The sequence below is a fragment of the Streptomyces plumbidurans genome, assembly GCF_019857225.1.
GTDB classification, from domain to species: Bacteria; Actinomycetota; Actinomycetes; order Streptomycetales; family Streptomycetaceae; genus Streptomyces; species Streptomyces plumbidurans.
Genome location: NZ_JAFJSY010000102.1, coordinates 1 through 15,958 on the forward strand (window position 1 = coordinate 1; position 15,958 = coordinate 15,958).

Below are 15,958 nucleotides of genomic sequence, written 5' to 3' on the forward strand. Positions count from 1 at the left end.
TTGGTGATGTCCACGAAGTCGGCCGCGACCGGGCCGTTGCCGCCCTGGCCGCCGTTGCCGCCCTGCTGACCGCCGCCGTTCTGCTGGCCGCCGTCCTGACCGCCTGCCTGACCGTTGCCTGCCTGACCGTTGCCTGCCTGACCGTTCTGGCCGGTCTGGCCGCCGTTCTGGCCGGTCTGGCCACCGGCGTTGGTCTGGTCGGGGTTGGAGTTCTGCGTCGTGCAGGGGGCGAGAGCGCCCAGCCCGGACGTGTTGACCCGGCCGCCGACCCGCTGGATGTCCATGCGGATCCGGTCGAGCGTCGCGGCCCTCTTCTGCTTGAGGGGGCCGACGATCGAGTTCTGCACGAAGTTGGCGTCCTGCGCCTGCGCCTGGCGCGTGGAGGCGAGCCTGGCGTAGGCCTCGGTGATCTGCTTGTCGAGGTTCCCGAGCTCCTTCGCCACACCCCGACGGGCCCGCTGGGGCACGTTCGTGAGCTTCTGGCCGACGTCAGGGCAGGAGATGGTCGCCACCTGACCGGCGGCGGCCTTCGTCTGGTTCTGCCCCGAGTTCGACTCGTGCGCCGAGGCGTAGAAGTTCGCCCAGATCAGCCCGCCCCCACCGAGCGCTAGGGCCGCCGATGCGGCTATGGCCTTGGTGGCCAGCGGCGTACGGCGTTTTCGTGTGTTGCGTCCCATGGAACTCCTCTGACTTCCTTGCGGGCTTGGCGGGGCATCGAGGCGCCCGACAGGAGTGAAGCGGCGTCCATGGATACGGACCGCGTCCCAGGGGTGTTCAGCAGCCCCACGAACAAATCAGAGGATTGAACGGCCGACAGGCCTCAACAGCAGCTTGAACAGCGGGAGTTACAGAAAATCAGCAACCGCTCACCGGCCCTGGTCCAGATAGGCGAGGACCGCCAGAACGCGACGATTGTCGTCGTCCGACACCTCCAGGTCCAGTTTGGTGAAGATGTTGGAGGTGTGCTTGGCGATGGCCCGTTCTGTCACCACCAGCTGTCCGGCGATCGCCGCGTTGGAGCGGCCCTGCGCCATCAGTTCCAGCACCTCCAGCTCACGGGGTGTCAGCCGGGCCAGCGGACGGTCGTCGGCGGCCCGCCGCGACAGCAGTTGCTGGATCACCTGCGGATCCATCGCGGTGCCGCCCGACGCGACCCGCCGTACGGCGTCCACGAACTGCTCCGCGTCGAAGACCCGGTCCTTGAGCAGATAGCCCACCCCGCCGGTGCCGTCGGCGAGCAACTCGCGCGCGTACAGCTGCTCCACGTGCTGGGAGAGCACCAGCACCGGCAGGCCGGGGCGGTCCCGGCGGGCCTGCAGCGCACACTGCAGCCCCTCGTCGGTGTGCGTCGGCGGCAGGCGTACGTCGACCACGGCGACGTCCGGCGCCAGCTCGGCGAGCGCGCGGGTGAGCTCGGGGCCGGACTCGACGGCGGCGGCGATCTCGAAGTCGTGGGCCTCGAGCAGCCGGACCAGTCCGTCGCGCAGCAGAAAGAGGTCTTCGGCCAGGACTACGCGCAAGGGATCTCCATGGTCACCATGGTGGGACCGCCCGCGGGACTGCTGACGGCCAGGACGCCGTCGAATGTACCCAGTCGGCGCTCGACTCCGGCCAGGCCGGAGCCCGCTGCGATCGCGGCGCCGCCCTTGCCGTTGTCGGTGACCGAGATCCGCAGCATGCCCTCACCGCGGTGCAGATCGACCCAGATCCGGTCCGCGCCGGAGTGCTTGACCGCGTTGGTGAGCACCTCGCTGACCGCGAAGTAGGCGGCGGACTCGACCGGCGCGTCCGCCCGTTCGCCCGGCTCGACGGTCACCTCGGTCGCCACGGGCAGCCTGAGCGCCAGCGCCTTGACCGCGTCGCCGAGTCCGCGTTCGGCCAGCACCGGTGGGTGGATGCCGCGGACCAGGTCGCGCAGTTCGCCGAGGGCGTCCACGGAGGACTGGCGGGTCTGTGCGAGGAGCTGCTTGGCCTTCGCCGGGTCCTTGTCCATGAGCGCCTCGATGGTGCTCAGATCCATGCCCATCGCGACCAGCCGGGCCTGCGCCCCGTCGTGCAGATCCCGCTCGATACGGCGCAGTTCGGCGGCGGAGGTGTCGACGGCGTCCTTCCTGGTCTCGGTCAGCACCCGGACCCGCTCGGCCAACTCGCCCTGGCTGGCGCCCAGTACGGCCCGGGTGAGCCGGAAGTGGGCGGTCAGCAGCCGCGGGGCCAGCGGGGTGAGCGCGAGGAGCGCGACGGCCAGGGCGCCGGCCAGCAGGGCGGAGGTCTGGTCGGTGACATGGACGAAGCCGTACCAGTACCCGCCGCTCGCGGCGAACGGCCGCCACAGCCCGGCCGCGACCGCGAACCCCTCCAGCGGGTAGAACACCAGGACGGCCGCGAGCAGCGCGGTGACGAACCCCGCCGTCATGTCGACCTGCAGCCAGCGCAGATCCCGCCAGACCGCCGGATCGCGCAGCATGGCGTACGTCCGCGCCCACGGGTTGGCGCGCTTCGGGACCGGCCGGTACGTCGACGGGATCCGCACCCCGCACCACTCCGCCGCGAGCACCCGCCGCCAGTCCGCGAACATCCGTACGCCGGTCAGCAGCCACGGTGTGGTGTAGGCGCCGACGCCGAGCGGGACGAGCGCGATGGACACCAGGGACAGCGTGAACAGGACGACCGCTCCGGGAAGGGTCACCAGGGCCAGCACGAACCCCCGCCCCGCCGCCAGGGCGACGGCCCGCACCCTCCCGGCCGGGGAGCCGCTCTTCGTATCGGTGGTCATGCCCTCAGTCTCGCCGAGCGGACCCCGCAGGTCACGGGGTCGATCCCCCCGACCGGGGGTGGTGCCAGGTACACCCCGGCCATCGCCGCACAGGCCCTGGCCCGGTCAAAGCCTGCGCAGCACCTCCGCCTCCACCGCCGGGTCGAGCCCCGGGGAGGGGCGGTCCGGGCGGCGGGGTGCGCTTCCGCCGATGTCCTGCAGCCACTTCCAGGTGTCGGTGACGGTCTCCTCGACGGGGCGGCAGGCCAGACCGGTTGCCACGGCCCGTGAGACGTCCGCCGAGTGCAGGACGTCGTGCATGTCGCTGCCCGGCGGTACCCACACCGGCAGCTGGGTCCACGGCTCGATCCCGGCCTCCAGGATCACGTCCGGGTCGGTCCAGCGCAGCTCGGCCGCCGCACCGGTGACCTGCACACAGGCCTCCAGCAAGGCCCCCATCGTGGCGTGCCCCTGCGGGCTGGTCATGTTGTACGGGCCGCTCAGCTCCCGCTCCGCCGCGCCCAGGATCCACGCGGCCATGTCCCGCGCGTCGATGTACTGCAGCGGCAGCTCGCGCGGTCCCGGGGCCAGTACGGTCCCGCCGCGCGCGATCCGGTCCAGCCACCAGGGCAGCCGGCCGATGTTCTCGTACGGGCCGAGGATCAGCCCGGCCCGTACGAGCACCGAGTCGTCCGCGCCGAAGGCGTCGAGGACGGCGATCTCGGCGCCCCGCTTGTCGCGGGCGTAGTCGGTTTCGTCCGCGCCGGGCTCGGCGCCCTCGACCAGCGGCGCGTCCTCGGCGTACCCGGCGGGCGCGGGCCAGGCGTACACGGAGCGGGTCGACACATAGACGTACCGGCCGGCGCGGCCCCGCAGCAGCCGCGCCGCGTCGTGCACCGCCCGGGGCGCCGCCGACCAGGTGTCGACGACGGCGTCCCACTCGCCGCCGGTGAGCGCGGCGAGCCCGTCGGGCGTGGTGCGGTCGCCCTGCAACACCCGTACGCCGGGCGGGGGTTGGTGCCGTCCCCGGTTGAGGACGGTCACCTCCCAGCCCCGTCCGAGGGCCGCCTCCACGACGGCCCGTCCCGCGAACTCCGTACCACCCAGCACCAGAAGTCTCATACGGGTGAGCCTGCCCGCTGCGGGCCCGGAACGGTACGTCCGTCTGCTCTCGGCAGAGATCAGCGGCCGGCCGGCGGGGCGTACTTGTAGCCCACCCGCCGCACCGTCTGGATCGCCCCGCGGTGCTCGGCGCCCAGCTTGCGGCGCAGCCGGGCGACATGGACGTCGACGGTGCGACCGTCGCCGACATGGCCGTACCCCCACACCGTGGTGACCAGCTGGTCGCGGGTGTGCACCCGGTGCGGATGCGCCACGAGATGGGCGAGCAGCTCGAACTCCAGGTAGGTGAGGTCGAGTTGCCGGCCGTCCACCGCGGCGGTGCGCTGCACCGGGTCGACCCGGACGAGCGGGTCGCCGGTGCCGTCCGCCTGGTCGGCGTCACCCGGCAGGGCGGGCTGAGGGAGCGGGAGGCGGTCGGCCGGGATCAGGACCAGGTACCCGACCATCGGGGGCTGCCCGGGCAGCGTGGGCAGGGTGTGCTGCGGTGCGGGCAGCCAGGTGGCACCCGGCGGCAGGAACTCCGAGACGTCGATCACCTCGTCCCGGTCCACGGCGCGCAGCCGGTGCCGGGAGCCGCTGGGGGAGGGGGCGTCGATGGTGGCGGGTGACAGTGAACGAAGGATCGCCATGGCAGGTCAGCTCTTTCGCGCGAGAGGTTCGTCGGGAAGGACGTACGCAGTTGCGCGCCGGCTGAAGGCCGGGTGGAAGTACGGCTTCAGAGGGCCGGCGCGCTCGTCGCGCGACAACACACCCGGTCGAAGTCGTGGTGCTGACGGGAAGGCCAGAAGGGCTCCAGGTCATGGCGACCCGTCGCGGTGTACTCCTGGAAGCCGGTCATGCCCCCATTGAAGCAGACACAGGCCGGCAACAGGAGTCTCCTCTCACTGCGTGGACGGATCAGAGTCCGGCCGGATCAGATCTGGCCGGCCTTCTCCAGTGCGGAGCAGCAGGTGTCGACGAGCAGCCGCGTCACCACGTACGGGTCGACGTTGGCGTTGGGACGGCGGTCCTCGATGTAGCCCTTGCCGTCCTTCTCGACCTGCCAGGGGATACGGACCGAGGCGCCGCGGTCGGAGACGCCGTAGGAGTACTCGTTCCACGGGGCGGTCTCGTGCAGGCCGGTGAGGCGGTCGTCGATGCCGGCGCCGTAGTTCTTGACGTGGTCGAGCGGCTTGGAGCCCTCGCCGAGCGACTCGCAGGCGGTGATGATCGCGTCGTAGCCCTCGCGCATCGCCTTGGTGGAGAAGTTGGTGTGCGCGCCGGCGCCGTTCCAGTCGCCCTTGACCGGCTTCGGGTCGAGGGTCGCGGAGATGCCGAAGTCCTCGGCGGTGCGGTAGAGCAGCCAGCGGGCCACCCACAGGTGGTCGGAGACCTCCAGCGGGGAGACCGGGCCGACCTGGAACTCCCACTGTCCGGGCATGACCTCGGCGTTGATGCCGGAGATCGCGAGACCGGCGGCGAGGCAGTTGTCCAGGTGCGCCTCGACGACCTCGCGGCCGAAGATCTCGTCGGCGCCGACGCCGCAGTAGTAGCCGCCCTGCGGGGCCGGGAAGCCGCCCTTGGGGAAGCCCAGCGGGTAGCCGTCCTGGAAGAAGGTGTACTCCTGCTCGATGCCGAAGATCGGCTCCTGCTCGGCGAACTGTGCGGCGACCTCGGCCAGCGCGGCACGCGTGTTGGACTCGTGCGGCGTCATGTCGATGTCGAGGACCTCGCACAGGACGAGCACGTCGTCGCCGCCGCGGATCGGGTCCGGGCAGGTGAAGACCGGCTTGAGGACACGGTCGGAGGAGTGGCCCTCGGCCTGGTTCGTGGAGGACCCGTCGAAGCCCCAGATCGGCAGCGTGTCCAGACCGGCGGACCCGCCCGTGATGATCCTGGTCTTGGAGCGGAGCTTGGCGGTCGGCTGGGTGCCGTCGATCCAGATGTACTCGGCCTTGAAGGTCACGGGCCACTTCCTTCGGGGTGTGTCTGACGCACGTGCGGGTGCGGCGGCGCTGCGGCACCGGAGCGCCGCCGTTGTCGCCCGCGAGCCTGTCAACGGGCGATTTCCCGGCCATTGCCCGTAGGTGAACCCCGTGTTACCTGGCGCCGGTGTGGCGCGGTTCACGGTGTGAGCACGCTGCCCCTCACTTCCCCCGCGCTCACTTCCCCTCCGCCGCCGCCTCCAGCACCCCCGCCAAGAACCCCTGGACGGCCGCCAGTTCCCGCTCGTCGTAGTCACGAAGCAGTTCGACCGCGGTGTTGATCAGCGGTCCGAAGGAGGCCCACCCGAGCTCGACCGCCGTCTCGGTCACCTCGACCAGCACCCTGCGCCGGTCCCCCTCCCCGCGCACCCGCCGCACCTGCCCGGCCCGCTCCATCCGGTCGATCAGCGCGGTGGTCCCCGCGGAGTTCAGCCCGAGCGCCGCCCCGAGCCGCCCGGCCGTCATCTCCGTGCCTGCCCGCGAGGCGTCCATCAGTGCGATCAGGGCGCGTACGTCCGTCGGGTGCATCCCGTTCCGGTTCGCGAACCGTGCGCTGTGCAGGCCGAGTTCGACCGTCACCGCACGCAGCAGATGGACGACCTCCATCTCGGGTCCGAGGTTCCCCACGGCCGGTCTCCCCTCCGTCATCTCGTTCAGCGATTGTCTCGTTGTGCGAGTATCTTGTCAGGCGAGATAATAGGCAGGTGAAGGCCAAGGGGAAAGCAGGGGAGGGGCGATGGGGTCCGGGTACGACATGGACGGCTTCCTGGCCGCGTACGACAAGGTCATGGCCAAGTGGCCCGCCGGGCGCGCGGCGACGACGGTTCCCACGCCCTTCGGAACGGCCCACGTCAACAGCTGCGGCCCGCTCGACGGCCCGCCGGTCGTCCTGCTCCCCGGCGGCGGGGGAGCCACCTCCGCCTCCTGGTACGCCCAGGCCGCCGACCTCGCCCGTACCCACCGCGTCCTCGCCGTCGACCTCGTCGGCTGCGCCGGTCGCGGTGCCGAGGCCGGCGACCGTCACCCCCGTACGGTCGCCGACCTGGTCGACTGGCTGGGCGCGGTCCTGGACGGCCTGGGCCTGGAGCGCGCGGACCTCGGCGGGCACTCCTACGGCGGCTGGATCGCCCTGCACTACGCGCTGCGGGCACCCGCGCGCGTGCACCGCCTCTTCCTGCTGGACCCCACCACGTGCTTCGCCGGCTTCCGGGCCGCCTATCTGCTGCGCGCCCTGCCGCTGCTGCTGCGGCCCACGCCCCGCCGGGCCCGGACGTTCCTCGCGTGGGAGACCGGGGGAGCGCCGCTCGACCCCGACTGGCTGCGGCTGCAGGAGGCGGCCGCCGGCTTCCCCTCCGTCTCGAAGCCGGTGACCGGTCCGCGCCCGGCGCCCGAGGCGCTGCGCGGCCTCGACATGCCGGTCCTGCTGCTCCTGGCCGGGAACAGCAGGGCCCTTGACACGCGCCGGGCGGCGGCGAGGGCGGATGCGCTGCTGCCGCGTGCCGAGACGGTTGTCCTCCCCGACGTCTCCCATCACGCGTTGCCGCAGGGCGCACCCGCCGAACTCGGCCGCCGCCTCACGCAGTTCCTGCGTCGCTGAGCCTCACCCCACCTTCTCGATCAGGGCCCGGCGGATCAGGAACTTGCCGGGCTCACGGACCTGCTCGAAGGCCGCGTTGTTGAGCAGCGCGCAGCTGCCGGAGACCGAAGTGACCTTCACCGTCGTGGACTTGTTGTTGTCCAGGTTGGTGACCTTCAGCGTCGTGCCCACCGGGAACTGGTTGCTGGAGGCGGCAGGTGCCCCCGCCTCGCCGGAGAGGGTGACGGTGGAGCCGTTGCACACCTGCTGGCCCGAGGCGGCGCCGCCGCCCGCGTTTCCGGCGGGCGCCGAGGCCGTTTGCGAAGGCTGTGCGGTCTGCTGTGCGCCTCCCGCCTGGTCTCCGGCGCCGTTCTGGGCCGGCTGCGTCGACTGGGAGCCCTGAGCCGACTCCCCAACGGTGCAACCGGACGCCTTCTGCTGGACCTTGATCTGGTCGATGACCGCCTCGCGATTGGCGATCCGGGCCGCGGACTGGGCGTCGGGGCTGGCCTTCTGCCCGTCGATGAACTTCTGGTTGTTGCCGAGGGCGGTGGCCAGCCCCAGGCAGACGTTCGAGTCCGCGGCGGACGACAGGGTCTTGGGGCCGGGACTCTGCGCGGCGTTGGAGGTGCTCGCCATGACGAAGGCGCCGCCTCCCGCCACCGCCGCCGCGCTCACCAGCAGCGCGATCTTCTTCTTCGTACCGAGCGTTCGCCTGCGCGACATGCGCGCCTCCTGAGGGGTAGGGGAGCGTACGCCGCTATGTACGAGATACCGAACGAGGTTACTCAGTGGTCACGGAATTCACTGAAGTAACGTGCGTCACAAGGGGGTTGGCCCGTTTTCGGGACGGTCATCGGGACGGTTACCGGGACAGAGCGTCCCGTACCGCCTCTTCGGTGCGGCCCACCACGGCGGTGCCGTCCTCGGCCGTGATGATCGGGCGCTGGATCAGCCGGGGGTGCTCGGCAAGGGCCTTGACCCAGCGCTCGCGCGAGGACTCGTCCCGTGCCCAGTCCTTCATGCCGAGCTCCTTGGCGACGCCCTCCTGGGTGCGGGTGATGTCCCAGGGTTCGAGGCCGAGCCGGTCCAGTACGTCCCTGATCTCGTCCTCGCTCGGGACGTCCTCCAGATAGCGGCGCACCGTGTAGTCGGCGCCCTCCGCGTCGAGCAGGCTGATGGCGCTGCGGCACTTCGAGCAGGCGGGGTTGATCCAGATCTCCATGGGTCCACGGTACGCGACGGGGGTGGCCGGAGGATGGCCGAAGGCCCTTGTGGCCAGGGGCTTTTGTCAGTGGCGGGCGGTAGAATAGAAGCAGTGTTCGAGGGGGACGCCGGGGGTGGAACAGCCTCCGTCGAGCGCCCTGACCGCGACAGGAGGATGCCTGTGCCCGCTGCCGCACTGAAGCCGATGCCGATGCAGTCCACAGCCAAGCGCGCCGTACTGCTCGACCTGCCCTACGACCCGGTGGAGAAGCGGCCGTTGCCGCCGGGCCGTCCGCGCGAGTGGTACATCTCGCACAACCGCCGCCTCAAGGCGATGCGGCTCGCGATCGCCCTGCTCGACTCGGGCGTCTACATGCCCAACCAGGCCCGCAACGAGACGATACGCAACACCGCCGAACTCATCGGCGTCCACCCGCCGTCCGACACGACCTGCCACATGGTGCGGGCGCTGATGCGGTACTCGCGCTGAGCGCGGTGCCGGGTGCCCTCCTGCGCGAGGGCACCCGGCCTCTACCCCGCCAACTCCCGCTCCAGCGGTGTCCGAAAGCGTGGCGTCACCTTCGTCGTGCCCACCCACGCCTGCAACCGCCGGGCCTCGTCGGCGATCGCGGCCTGCGCCTCCCGGCCCAATGGTGCGGGCGCTGATGCGGTACTCGCGGTGAGCGCGGTGCCGGGTGTCCTCCTGCGCGAGGGTGCCCGGCGCCCCGTGCCCGGCGCCTACCCCGCCAACTCCCGCTCCAGCGGCGTCCGAAAGCGTGGCGTCACCTTCGTCGTGCCCACCCACGCCTGCAACCGCCGGGCCTCGTCGGCGATCGCGGCCTGCGCCTCCCGGCCCAATGGTGCGGGCGCTGATGCGGTACTCGCGGTGAGCGCGGTGCCGGGTGTCCTCCTGCGCGAGGGTGCCCGGCGCCCCGTGCCCGGCGCCTACCCCGCCAACTCCCGCTCCAGCGGCGTCCGAAAGCGTGGCGTCACCTTCGTCGTGCCCACCCACGCCTGCAACCGCCGGGCCTCGTCGGCGATCGCGGCCTGCGCCTCCCGGCCCAATGGTGCGGGCGCTGATGCGGTACTCGCGGTGAGCGCGGTGCCGGGTGTCCTCCTGCGCGAGGGTGCCCGGCGCCCCGTGCCCGGCGCCTACCCCGCCAACTCCCGCTCCAGCGGCGTCCGAAAGCGTGGCGTCACCTTCGTCGTGCCCACCCACGCCTGCAACCGCCGGGCCTCGTCGGCGATCGCGGCCTCGGCCTGTCGGCCCACCCCGCCGGGTTCGAGGACGCGCCAGGTGATCTCGCCGTCCCGGCGCTGGGCCCAGCCGCCCACCACCCGGCCGTTCCACCACACCGTCGGCCCCACGTTCCCGCTGCCGTCGAACAGCGGCGGCCGCAGCTCGGGCGCCAGATACCAGTCGCGGTCGCGCCACCCCATCGCCGTCGGATCCAGCGCGGGCAGCAGCGCCGCCCACGGCTCGGCGGGCCCGGCCACCGGGTCGACGTCGTCCTCGACCACGTAGCCCGTGCCCTCGTCCAGCTCGACCGGGCGGGCGCCGATCGAGGCGAGCGCGCGCCGGACGTCGGTCACCTTCCAGCCCGTCCACCACTTCAGATCGTCCTCCGTGGCCGGGCCGCACACCGCGAGCCAACGGCCCAGCAGCACCGCCTGCGCCTCGACGGCATCCAGCTCGGGATGCGGAGGCGCCACGGCCCAGCGGAACTGGCTGGACGTCCACGACCCGAGCGGCCGCCCCCGTACGACCTTCCCCTCCACGCCCAGCACCCTCAGCAGCCGGGTGGAGACGGTGTGCACGCCCTCGTAGCTCTTCCCGGCCGCGTACACGAACTGCTCTCTCAACCGCGGTTCGTCCTCGGCGAGTTCGGCCGCCGTCGCCTGCCCCCGCCGGGCAAGTGCCGCGAGCGTCGACTCCTCGACCTCCTTCAGCCAGGACGCGTCCGGCGCCCCGGCCTTCGCCATGGACTTCAGCAGCGAGGCCCGCTCCCGGGCGCCGACCGTCAGACCGGTCGAGGCGTGCACGACGGCGGTCAGGTCGGTGGGGAACACGAACACGGTGTGCCGCATGCCGTGCATCCGCACCAGCGAACCGTCGCCGTACAGCGCGCGCTCCGTCTCCGCCACGGTCACCCCCGGATCCGTGAGCCGCGCGCCCACGGCCAGATACACCGTCGCCGGGTCCGTGCCGTGCAGCGCGACCAGCGAGCCCGCGACCTCCTCGGGGCTGCCCGCCCGCGCCGCACCGGCGAGCCGCTGCCGCAACGCCAGCCGCGCCCGCCGCTCCGCCGCCCCGATGTACCGCACCTCGCCGCCCATGCAGGCCTCTCCGTCGATCAACCCTGAGCCCATCCTGCCGGACGGCACTGACAACGCGCCGTACTCGAACACGTGAGGGCGCCTTCCCGGTCGCACCAGCAGCGGACATCCCGGAGCGGCCTAGGCTGACCCGTGTGCAGTCCTCCGAGCCCACGCCCGACCGCTGCGACGTCGTCGCCCTCGCCGCATCCGCCGGCGGCATCCACGGACTCGCCACCGTGCTCGGGGCCCTCGGTGCCGGACTCCCGGCGCCGGTCCTGGTCGTGCAGCACCTCGACCCCCGGCACCGCACGGTGATCGCGGACGTGCTGCGCCGCCGTACGGAGATGGAGGTGAAGCTCGCCGAGGACCAAGAGCGGACCAGGCCCGGCGCGGTCTACATCGCCCCGCCGGACCGGCACCTGCTCGCCCGCCCCGAGGGCCTGCTCAGCCTCACCGACAGCGAACCGGTCCACTTCGTCCGGCCCTCCGTCGACCTGCTGTTCGAGTCGGTCGCCGGGGCCTACGGGCCGCGGGCCGTCGCCTGCGTACTGACCGGCACCGGTCGCGACGGCGCGACGGGCGTCAGTGCGGTCAAGTCGCGCGGCGGCACCGTCGTCGTCCAGGATCCGCGGACCGCGGAGTTCAGCGGCATGCCCGACGCCGCCGTGGGTACGGGCACGGTGGACTTCGTGCTACCTCTTGAGGGGATCGCCGCGGTGATCCGCGAGTTGGTCGAGGGCAGGCGGCAGTAGCTGAGAAGTGGCGGCATCGATGGTCGACGGACAGCCGGGCGTGGAGACCGACGAGGAACTGGAGGAACTCCTCCGGTTCTTGCGCGACGCCCGGGGCTTCGACTTCACCGGCTACAAACGCTCCTCGCTGGGCCGCCGCATCCGCAAGCGCATGAGCGACGCCCAGGTGTCCTCGTACACCGACTACCGCGACCGCCTGGAGGCGAACGCGGATGAGTTCGATGCCCTGTTCAACAGCATTCTGATCAACGTCACCTCCGTCTTCCGGGACCCCGAGGCCTGGACCTTCCTCCAGCGTGAGGTGCTGCCCGAACTGCTCGCGCGGAGCGGGAGCGAGGAGGAGATCCGGGTGTGGAGCGCGGGCTGCTCCAGCGGCGAGGAGGCCTACTCGCTGGCGATCATGTTCGCCGAGGCCCTCGGGATCGACGAGGCCCTGGAGCGGGTCAAGATCTACGGCACGGACATCGACGACGAGGCGCTGCGCGACTCCCGCACCGGCCTGTACCCGGCCAAGGTGCTCGAACCCCTCGCCCCCGAGCTGCGCGAGAAGTACTTCGAGCCGAACGGCGCCCGGTTCGCGTTCCGTTCGGACCTGCGGCGCAGGGTGATCTTCGGCCGTCACGACATCACCCGCGACGCCCCGATCTCCCGCCTCGACCTGCTGGTGTGCCGCAACACCCTGATGTACTTCAACGTGGAGGCGCAGACGCAGATCGTCGACCGCTTCCACTTCGCGCTGCGCGAGGGCGGCTTCCTCTTCCTGGGCAAGGCGGAGATGCTGCTCAACGACGCCGAACGGTTCGACGTGATGAGCATGCGGCAGCGGGTGTTCAGGCGCCGCCCCGGGGAGGCCGCACCGCCCTACCAGCCCGTCCCGGTGCGGGCCAGGGCGGCGGGGCCGGCCGGCGACCTGCACAGCGCGGCCCGCCACCGTCGGATGCGCGACCTCATCCTGGACGCCGCGCCGACCGCGGCCCTCGCCGTCGACTCCGACGGCCTGGTGGTGTTCATCAACAGCCACGCGCGCGCGGAGTTCGGCCTCACCCCGAACGACATCGGCCGTCCCTTCCAGGACCTGGAGATCTCCTACCGTCCCGTCGAACTGCGCTCCCTGATCGAACAGGCCACCCACGAGCGGCGCACCCTGCGGGTCAACGGCGCCGAACGCCGGATCGCCGAGGGCCCGCAGTACCTCGACATCCTCATCCAGCCGCTGACCGGCACCGACGGCATGGTGTCCGCCACCCACATCACCTTCACGGACGTCACGGTCACCACCCAGCTCAAGTCCGAGATCAAACGGGTCCGCGAGGACCTCGAGACGGCGTACGAGGAACTCCAGTCCACCAACGAGGAGTTGGAGACGACCAACGAGGAACTCCAGTCGACCATTGAAGAGTTGGAGACGACCAACGAGGAACTCCAGTCGACCAACGAGGAGCTGGAGACGACCAACGAGGAGCTCCAGTCCGGGACCGAGGAACTGGAGACCATGAACGAGGAGATGCGGGTCCGCAACGAGGAGCTGGACGAGGCCCGTACGTTCCTGGAGACCGTGCTGACCTCCATCGCCGCCGGCGTCGTCGTCCTCGACCAGGACATGAAGGTCAAGAGCTGGAACCGCGGCGCCGTCGACCTGTGGGGACTGCGCCCGGACGAGGTCATCGGCCAGGCCTTCCACGGGCTCGACTTCGGACTGCCCACGGAGAAGCTGCGCGAGACCATCCAGCTGTGCGTCGACACCGGCCGGCGGGGCGAAGCAGTGCCCGTCGCGTCCATCAACCGTCTCGGCAGGCCGATCGTCTGCAGGGTGCAGTGCAGCCCCTTCGACGGCCACCACGGCGGGGTCGTCCTGCTCATGGAGGAAGGCCGGGCGAACGGCTCCGAGTGAGAGAACCGCGAGGCTAGGATCCCGCCATGGTCACCGGAGGCGCGGCTTCGGAACTCATCGCTTCCGCGGAGCGGAAGGCCGCTCTTGCGCGCGCCCGCTCGACGCACGAGATCACCAGCGCCGAGCGGCATGAACTCCTCGCCGGCCAGGCCCGCACCGAAGCGCTCGAGAACATGCACCTGCGCATCGCCGCGGTGCACCGGGCGACCGCGGCCTGTCACCTGACCGCGGCCCGGCTCCAGGACGACTACGTGAACCGGCTCACCGGCTGGGCGCGTCAACGCGGCACGCCCAAGCCCCTGTTCATGTCCGGCGTCGCGGCGGCCTGCGGCACCGGCAGCGCCTCGGTCACGCTGATCGGGGCGAGCCTCGACCAGCTGGCCATGGCGGCCTCCGACGAACCGTCCCGCGCCGCCCAGGAGCTGGAGTTCCAGCTCGGCGAGGGCCCGTCCCGGGACGCCACCCGCCAGGCGCGTCCGGTGGCGGCGGCCGGCGCGGCGCTGCGCGAACGCTGGCCCGGATACGGTCCGGCGCTGGCGGGCCTCGGCGTAGACGCGGTGGCCGCCGTACCGCTCAGCCTCTCCGGACGATGCGTCGGCGCGCTCGCGGTCTTCGATCCCGTACAGGGCGTCGCCGACTCCGACACGTTCGGCGAAGTGGCCGAAGCGCTCACGCGAAGCATGATTCTCAGCCCGGACGGCGATCCCGGCCTGTACGGTGCCATCGACGCACACGCCCAGGTTCACCAGGCCGCGGGCATGGTCTCCGAGCAGCTCGGCTGCCCGGTGACCGACGCACTGGAGCTGATCAAGGCGCGAGCGTATGCCGAGAGTGCCTCCGCCCACGCGGTCGCGGAGCGCATCCTCCGAGGCGAGCTCCGGCTCGGCTGAGGCGGGGGAGAGCCAGGCATGGGACGAAGAGGACCGCGGACACCGCCGTGGCCGATGTCCGACAGGCGAAGGGGAGCCACCCGATGACCAGCATGTTCCCGCCGCCGCAACGGCTGGCGGAGGCGTTCGTCGACCTGGCCGCCAGCCCGGTCACCGAGGCCTCCGACCCGACCGGGCTGCTGGCCTGCCTCGCCCTGCACGGAAGCGAACTGCTCGGCGACTGTGCCGCGGTCGTGCTCTACGCGCCCGACAAGAGCGCCAGCGTCGAGGTGGCCGGCGTGGGCGAGGGCCTGATGTGCCTGGCGCACGACGCGGTCGGCTGGGGCGAGGGGCCGGGGCAGGAGGCCTGCGGCGGCCGCCCGGTCGCGGACACGGCCCTCGACGGCGACCGGGCCCGCTCCGACTGGCCGCGCTTTGCGGCCCGGGCCCTGGAACTCGGCTACGGCCGCACCGCCGCCCTGCCCCTGCGCGTCGGACAGGAGTCGTCGGGCGCCCTCGTCCTGCTGGGTCCCGGCAGCACACCGCTGCCCGCCCAGCTGCTGGCGCTGGGCCAGTCGCTGGCCGACGCGGCCGGCTGGACCCTGGAGCGCGACCGGCAGCTGTGCGAGACCCGCGCCCTGGCCGACCAGTTGGAGCAGGCACTGGTCAGCCGAGTCGTCATCGAACAGGCCAAGGGCACGCTCGCCGCCCGGCACTCCATCTCGGTCGACGAGGCCTTCCGCGTGCTGCGCGCCTACGCCCGCTCCCACCGCCGCCGCCTCCCGGACGTGGCCCGCGAGGTCGTGGACCGCACGCTGGATCTGCCCGCCGGCTAGCATCCGGCCACGACCCCCGGCCGGGGCCCGCCCCGAAAACCGGATGCACGCCGGGTGACCGTCTCCCTACGCTGGACAAGCGCGGCGGAGCTGCCCACCTCCTCTTTCCGCAGGACAGGCATCACCTTGCGGACTCAGGGCTACTCTCTACGCACCGACGGACGGTCGCCCTTCCCCCAGCGCCCCGTCGGGACAGCAAGCCGACACCGCTCGTACTCACCCACGCCCACGGAGGCCCGGATGGGCACCATCGTCATAGCCGGGACCGTCGTCCTGGTGCTCTTGGGATTCGGAAACCACGTCTGGTGGCTGGCCGCGGTCGCCGTTCTCTTCCTGTACACGCAGTACGGACGGAGCGGTTCCACGGGCACTGCCTCGCGGACCTCGTCGCCCTCGTCCACGGGGGGATCCTCGGCGGGGTCGAACCCCGGCAGCTACCAGGCCTACCGCAAGCGCCGCGACCAGCAGGCCAAGTGGGAGCGCCGCTACCGCCGCGAGCGCCCCCTGGAGTCCCGCCGGCAGTCACGCGAGAAGAGCAGCTAGAGAAAGCAGAAACAGCAAGGAGACAGCAGGGACAGCAGGGAGACAGCAGGGACAGCAGGGAGACAGCAGGGACAGCAGGGACAGCGGCGCTACAGGCCGGGGGCGCCCCACACCGGGAACCAGCGGCT

General features: G+C 71.8%; 16 protein-coding genes and 2 pseudogenes. 7 read left to right on the top strand and 11 right to left on the bottom strand.

What is annotated here, in order from left to right; translation table 11 throughout:
- The 7 genes and pseudogenes from JYK17_RS36720 to JYK17_RS36750 form a co-directional block, all read right to left on the bottom strand.
- A pseudogene (locus JYK17_RS36720) lies at positions 1–677 on the bottom strand (DUF1996 domain-containing protein); the annotation flags it as partial.
- 189 nt (positions 678–866) lie between these two features.
- Entirely contained in the window at positions 867–1,520 is a 654-nt protein-coding gene (locus JYK17_RS36725) for a LuxR C-terminal-related transcriptional regulator (protein ID WP_108016075.1), read from the bottom strand.
- Positions 1,511–2,773 (bottom strand): sensor histidine kinase, encoded by a 1,263-nt coding sequence (locus JYK17_RS36730; protein ID WP_222812089.1) that lies wholly within the window; start codon positions 2,771–2,773, stop codon positions 1,511–1,513. Before JYK17_RS36730 ends, JYK17_RS36725 begins: the two co-directional genes overlap by 10 nt.
- A 105-nt stretch (positions 2,774–2,878) precedes the next feature.
- Positions 2,879–3,874: an SDR family oxidoreductase gene (locus JYK17_RS36735; RefSeq protein ID WP_108016073.1), complete on the bottom strand. Its 996-nt coding sequence runs from the start codon at positions 3,872–3,874 to the stop codon at positions 2,879–2,881.
- 59 nt (positions 3,875–3,933) lie between these two features.
- A complete protein-coding gene (locus tag JYK17_RS36740; RefSeq protein WP_108016072.1) occupies positions 3,934–4,503 on the bottom strand; it encodes a winged helix-turn-helix domain-containing protein in 570 nt (189 codons plus the stop codon).
- Between the two features lie 284 nt (positions 4,504–4,787).
- Positions 4,788–5,819: a glutamine synthetase gene (glnII, locus tag JYK17_RS36745; protein ID WP_128803266.1), complete on the bottom strand. Its 1,032-nt coding sequence runs from the start codon at positions 5,817–5,819 to the stop codon at positions 4,788–4,790.
- A gap of 196 nt (positions 5,820–6,015) precedes the next feature.
- Positions 6,016–6,486 (bottom strand): MarR family winged helix-turn-helix transcriptional regulator, encoded by a 471-nt coding sequence (locus JYK17_RS36750; protein ID WP_128803267.1) that lies wholly within the window; start codon positions 6,484–6,486, stop codon positions 6,016–6,018.
- Between the two features lie 88 nt (positions 6,487–6,574).
- Here JYK17_RS36750 and JYK17_RS36755 point away from each other — a divergent pair, with 88 nt between their 5' ends.
- Complete coding sequence (locus JYK17_RS36755; protein WP_108016069.1) at positions 6,575–7,435, top strand: alpha/beta fold hydrolase; 861 nt, start codon at positions 6,575–6,577, stop codon at positions 7,433–7,435.
- Between the two features lie 3 nt (positions 7,436–7,438).
- Here the strand turns inward: JYK17_RS36755 and JYK17_RS36760 are convergent, their stop codons facing one another.
- Together JYK17_RS36760 and JYK17_RS36765 are read right to left on the bottom strand one after the other, a co-directional pair.
- Positions 7,439–8,140: an SCO2207 family protein gene (locus tag JYK17_RS36760; protein ID WP_108016068.1), complete on the bottom strand. Its 702-nt coding sequence runs from the start codon at positions 8,138–8,140 to the stop codon at positions 7,439–7,441.
- Between the two features lie 139 nt (positions 8,141–8,279).
- Positions 8,280–8,639, bottom strand: a complete 360-nt coding sequence (locus JYK17_RS36765; RefSeq protein WP_108016067.1) for an arsenate reductase family protein — start codon at positions 8,637–8,639, stop codon at positions 8,280–8,282.
- Positions 8,640–8,801: 162 nt separating this feature from the next.
- Here JYK17_RS36765 and JYK17_RS36770 point away from each other — a divergent pair, with 162 nt between their 5' ends.
- Entirely contained in the window at positions 8,802–9,110 is a 309-nt protein-coding gene (locus JYK17_RS36770; protein ID WP_108016066.1) for a hypothetical protein, read from the top strand.
- Positions 9,111–9,151: 41 nt separating this feature from the next.
- On the opposite strand, the pseudogene JYK17_RS41350 reads toward JYK17_RS36770, so the two are convergent.
- Together JYK17_RS41350 and JYK17_RS36775 are read right to left on the bottom strand one after the other, a co-directional pair.
- Positions 9,152–9,271 (bottom strand): annotated as a pseudogene (locus JYK17_RS41350) (winged helix DNA-binding domain-containing protein); the annotation flags it as partial.
- A gap of 501 nt (positions 9,272–9,772) precedes the next feature.
- Positions 9,773–10,957: a winged helix DNA-binding domain-containing protein gene (locus JYK17_RS36775; protein ID WP_222812090.1), complete on the bottom strand. Its 1,185-nt coding sequence runs from the start codon at positions 10,955–10,957 to the stop codon at positions 9,773–9,775.
- Positions 10,958–11,091: 134 nt separating this feature from the next.
- Between JYK17_RS36775 and JYK17_RS36780 the strand changes: the two genes are divergently transcribed.
- The 5 genes from JYK17_RS36780 (at position 11,092) to JYK17_RS36800 (ending at position 15,830) form a co-directional block, all read left to right on the top strand.
- Positions 11,092–11,691: a chemotaxis protein CheB gene (locus tag JYK17_RS36780; RefSeq protein WP_128803271.1), complete on the top strand. Its 600-nt coding sequence runs from the start codon at positions 11,092–11,094 to the stop codon at positions 11,689–11,691.
- A gap of 19 nt (positions 11,692–11,710) precedes the next feature.
- Positions 11,711–13,582 carry a CheR family methyltransferase gene (locus JYK17_RS36785; RefSeq protein ID WP_108016064.1) on the top strand — a complete coding sequence of 624 codons (1,872 nt, stop codon included), beginning with the start codon at positions 11,711–11,713 and terminating at the stop codon, positions 13,580–13,582.
- Between the two features lie 26 nt (positions 13,583–13,608).
- Positions 13,609–14,472, top strand: a complete 864-nt coding sequence (locus JYK17_RS36790) for an ANTAR domain-containing protein (protein ID WP_108016063.1) — start codon at positions 13,609–13,611, stop codon at positions 14,470–14,472.
- An 83-nt stretch (positions 14,473–14,555) separates the two neighbouring features.
- The gene (locus JYK17_RS36795) at positions 14,556–15,287 is read left to right on the top strand and encodes a GAF and ANTAR domain-containing protein (protein ID WP_108016062.1); all 732 of its coding nucleotides are present in this window, start codon (positions 14,556–14,558) and stop codon (positions 15,285–15,287) included.
- A gap of 240 nt (positions 15,288–15,527) precedes the next feature.
- Positions 15,528–15,830 carry a hypothetical protein gene (locus JYK17_RS36800; RefSeq protein ID WP_108016061.1) on the top strand — a complete coding sequence of 101 codons (303 nt, stop codon included), beginning with the start codon at positions 15,528–15,530 and terminating at the stop codon, positions 15,828–15,830.
- Positions 15,831–15,958 lie beyond the last annotated feature (128 nt).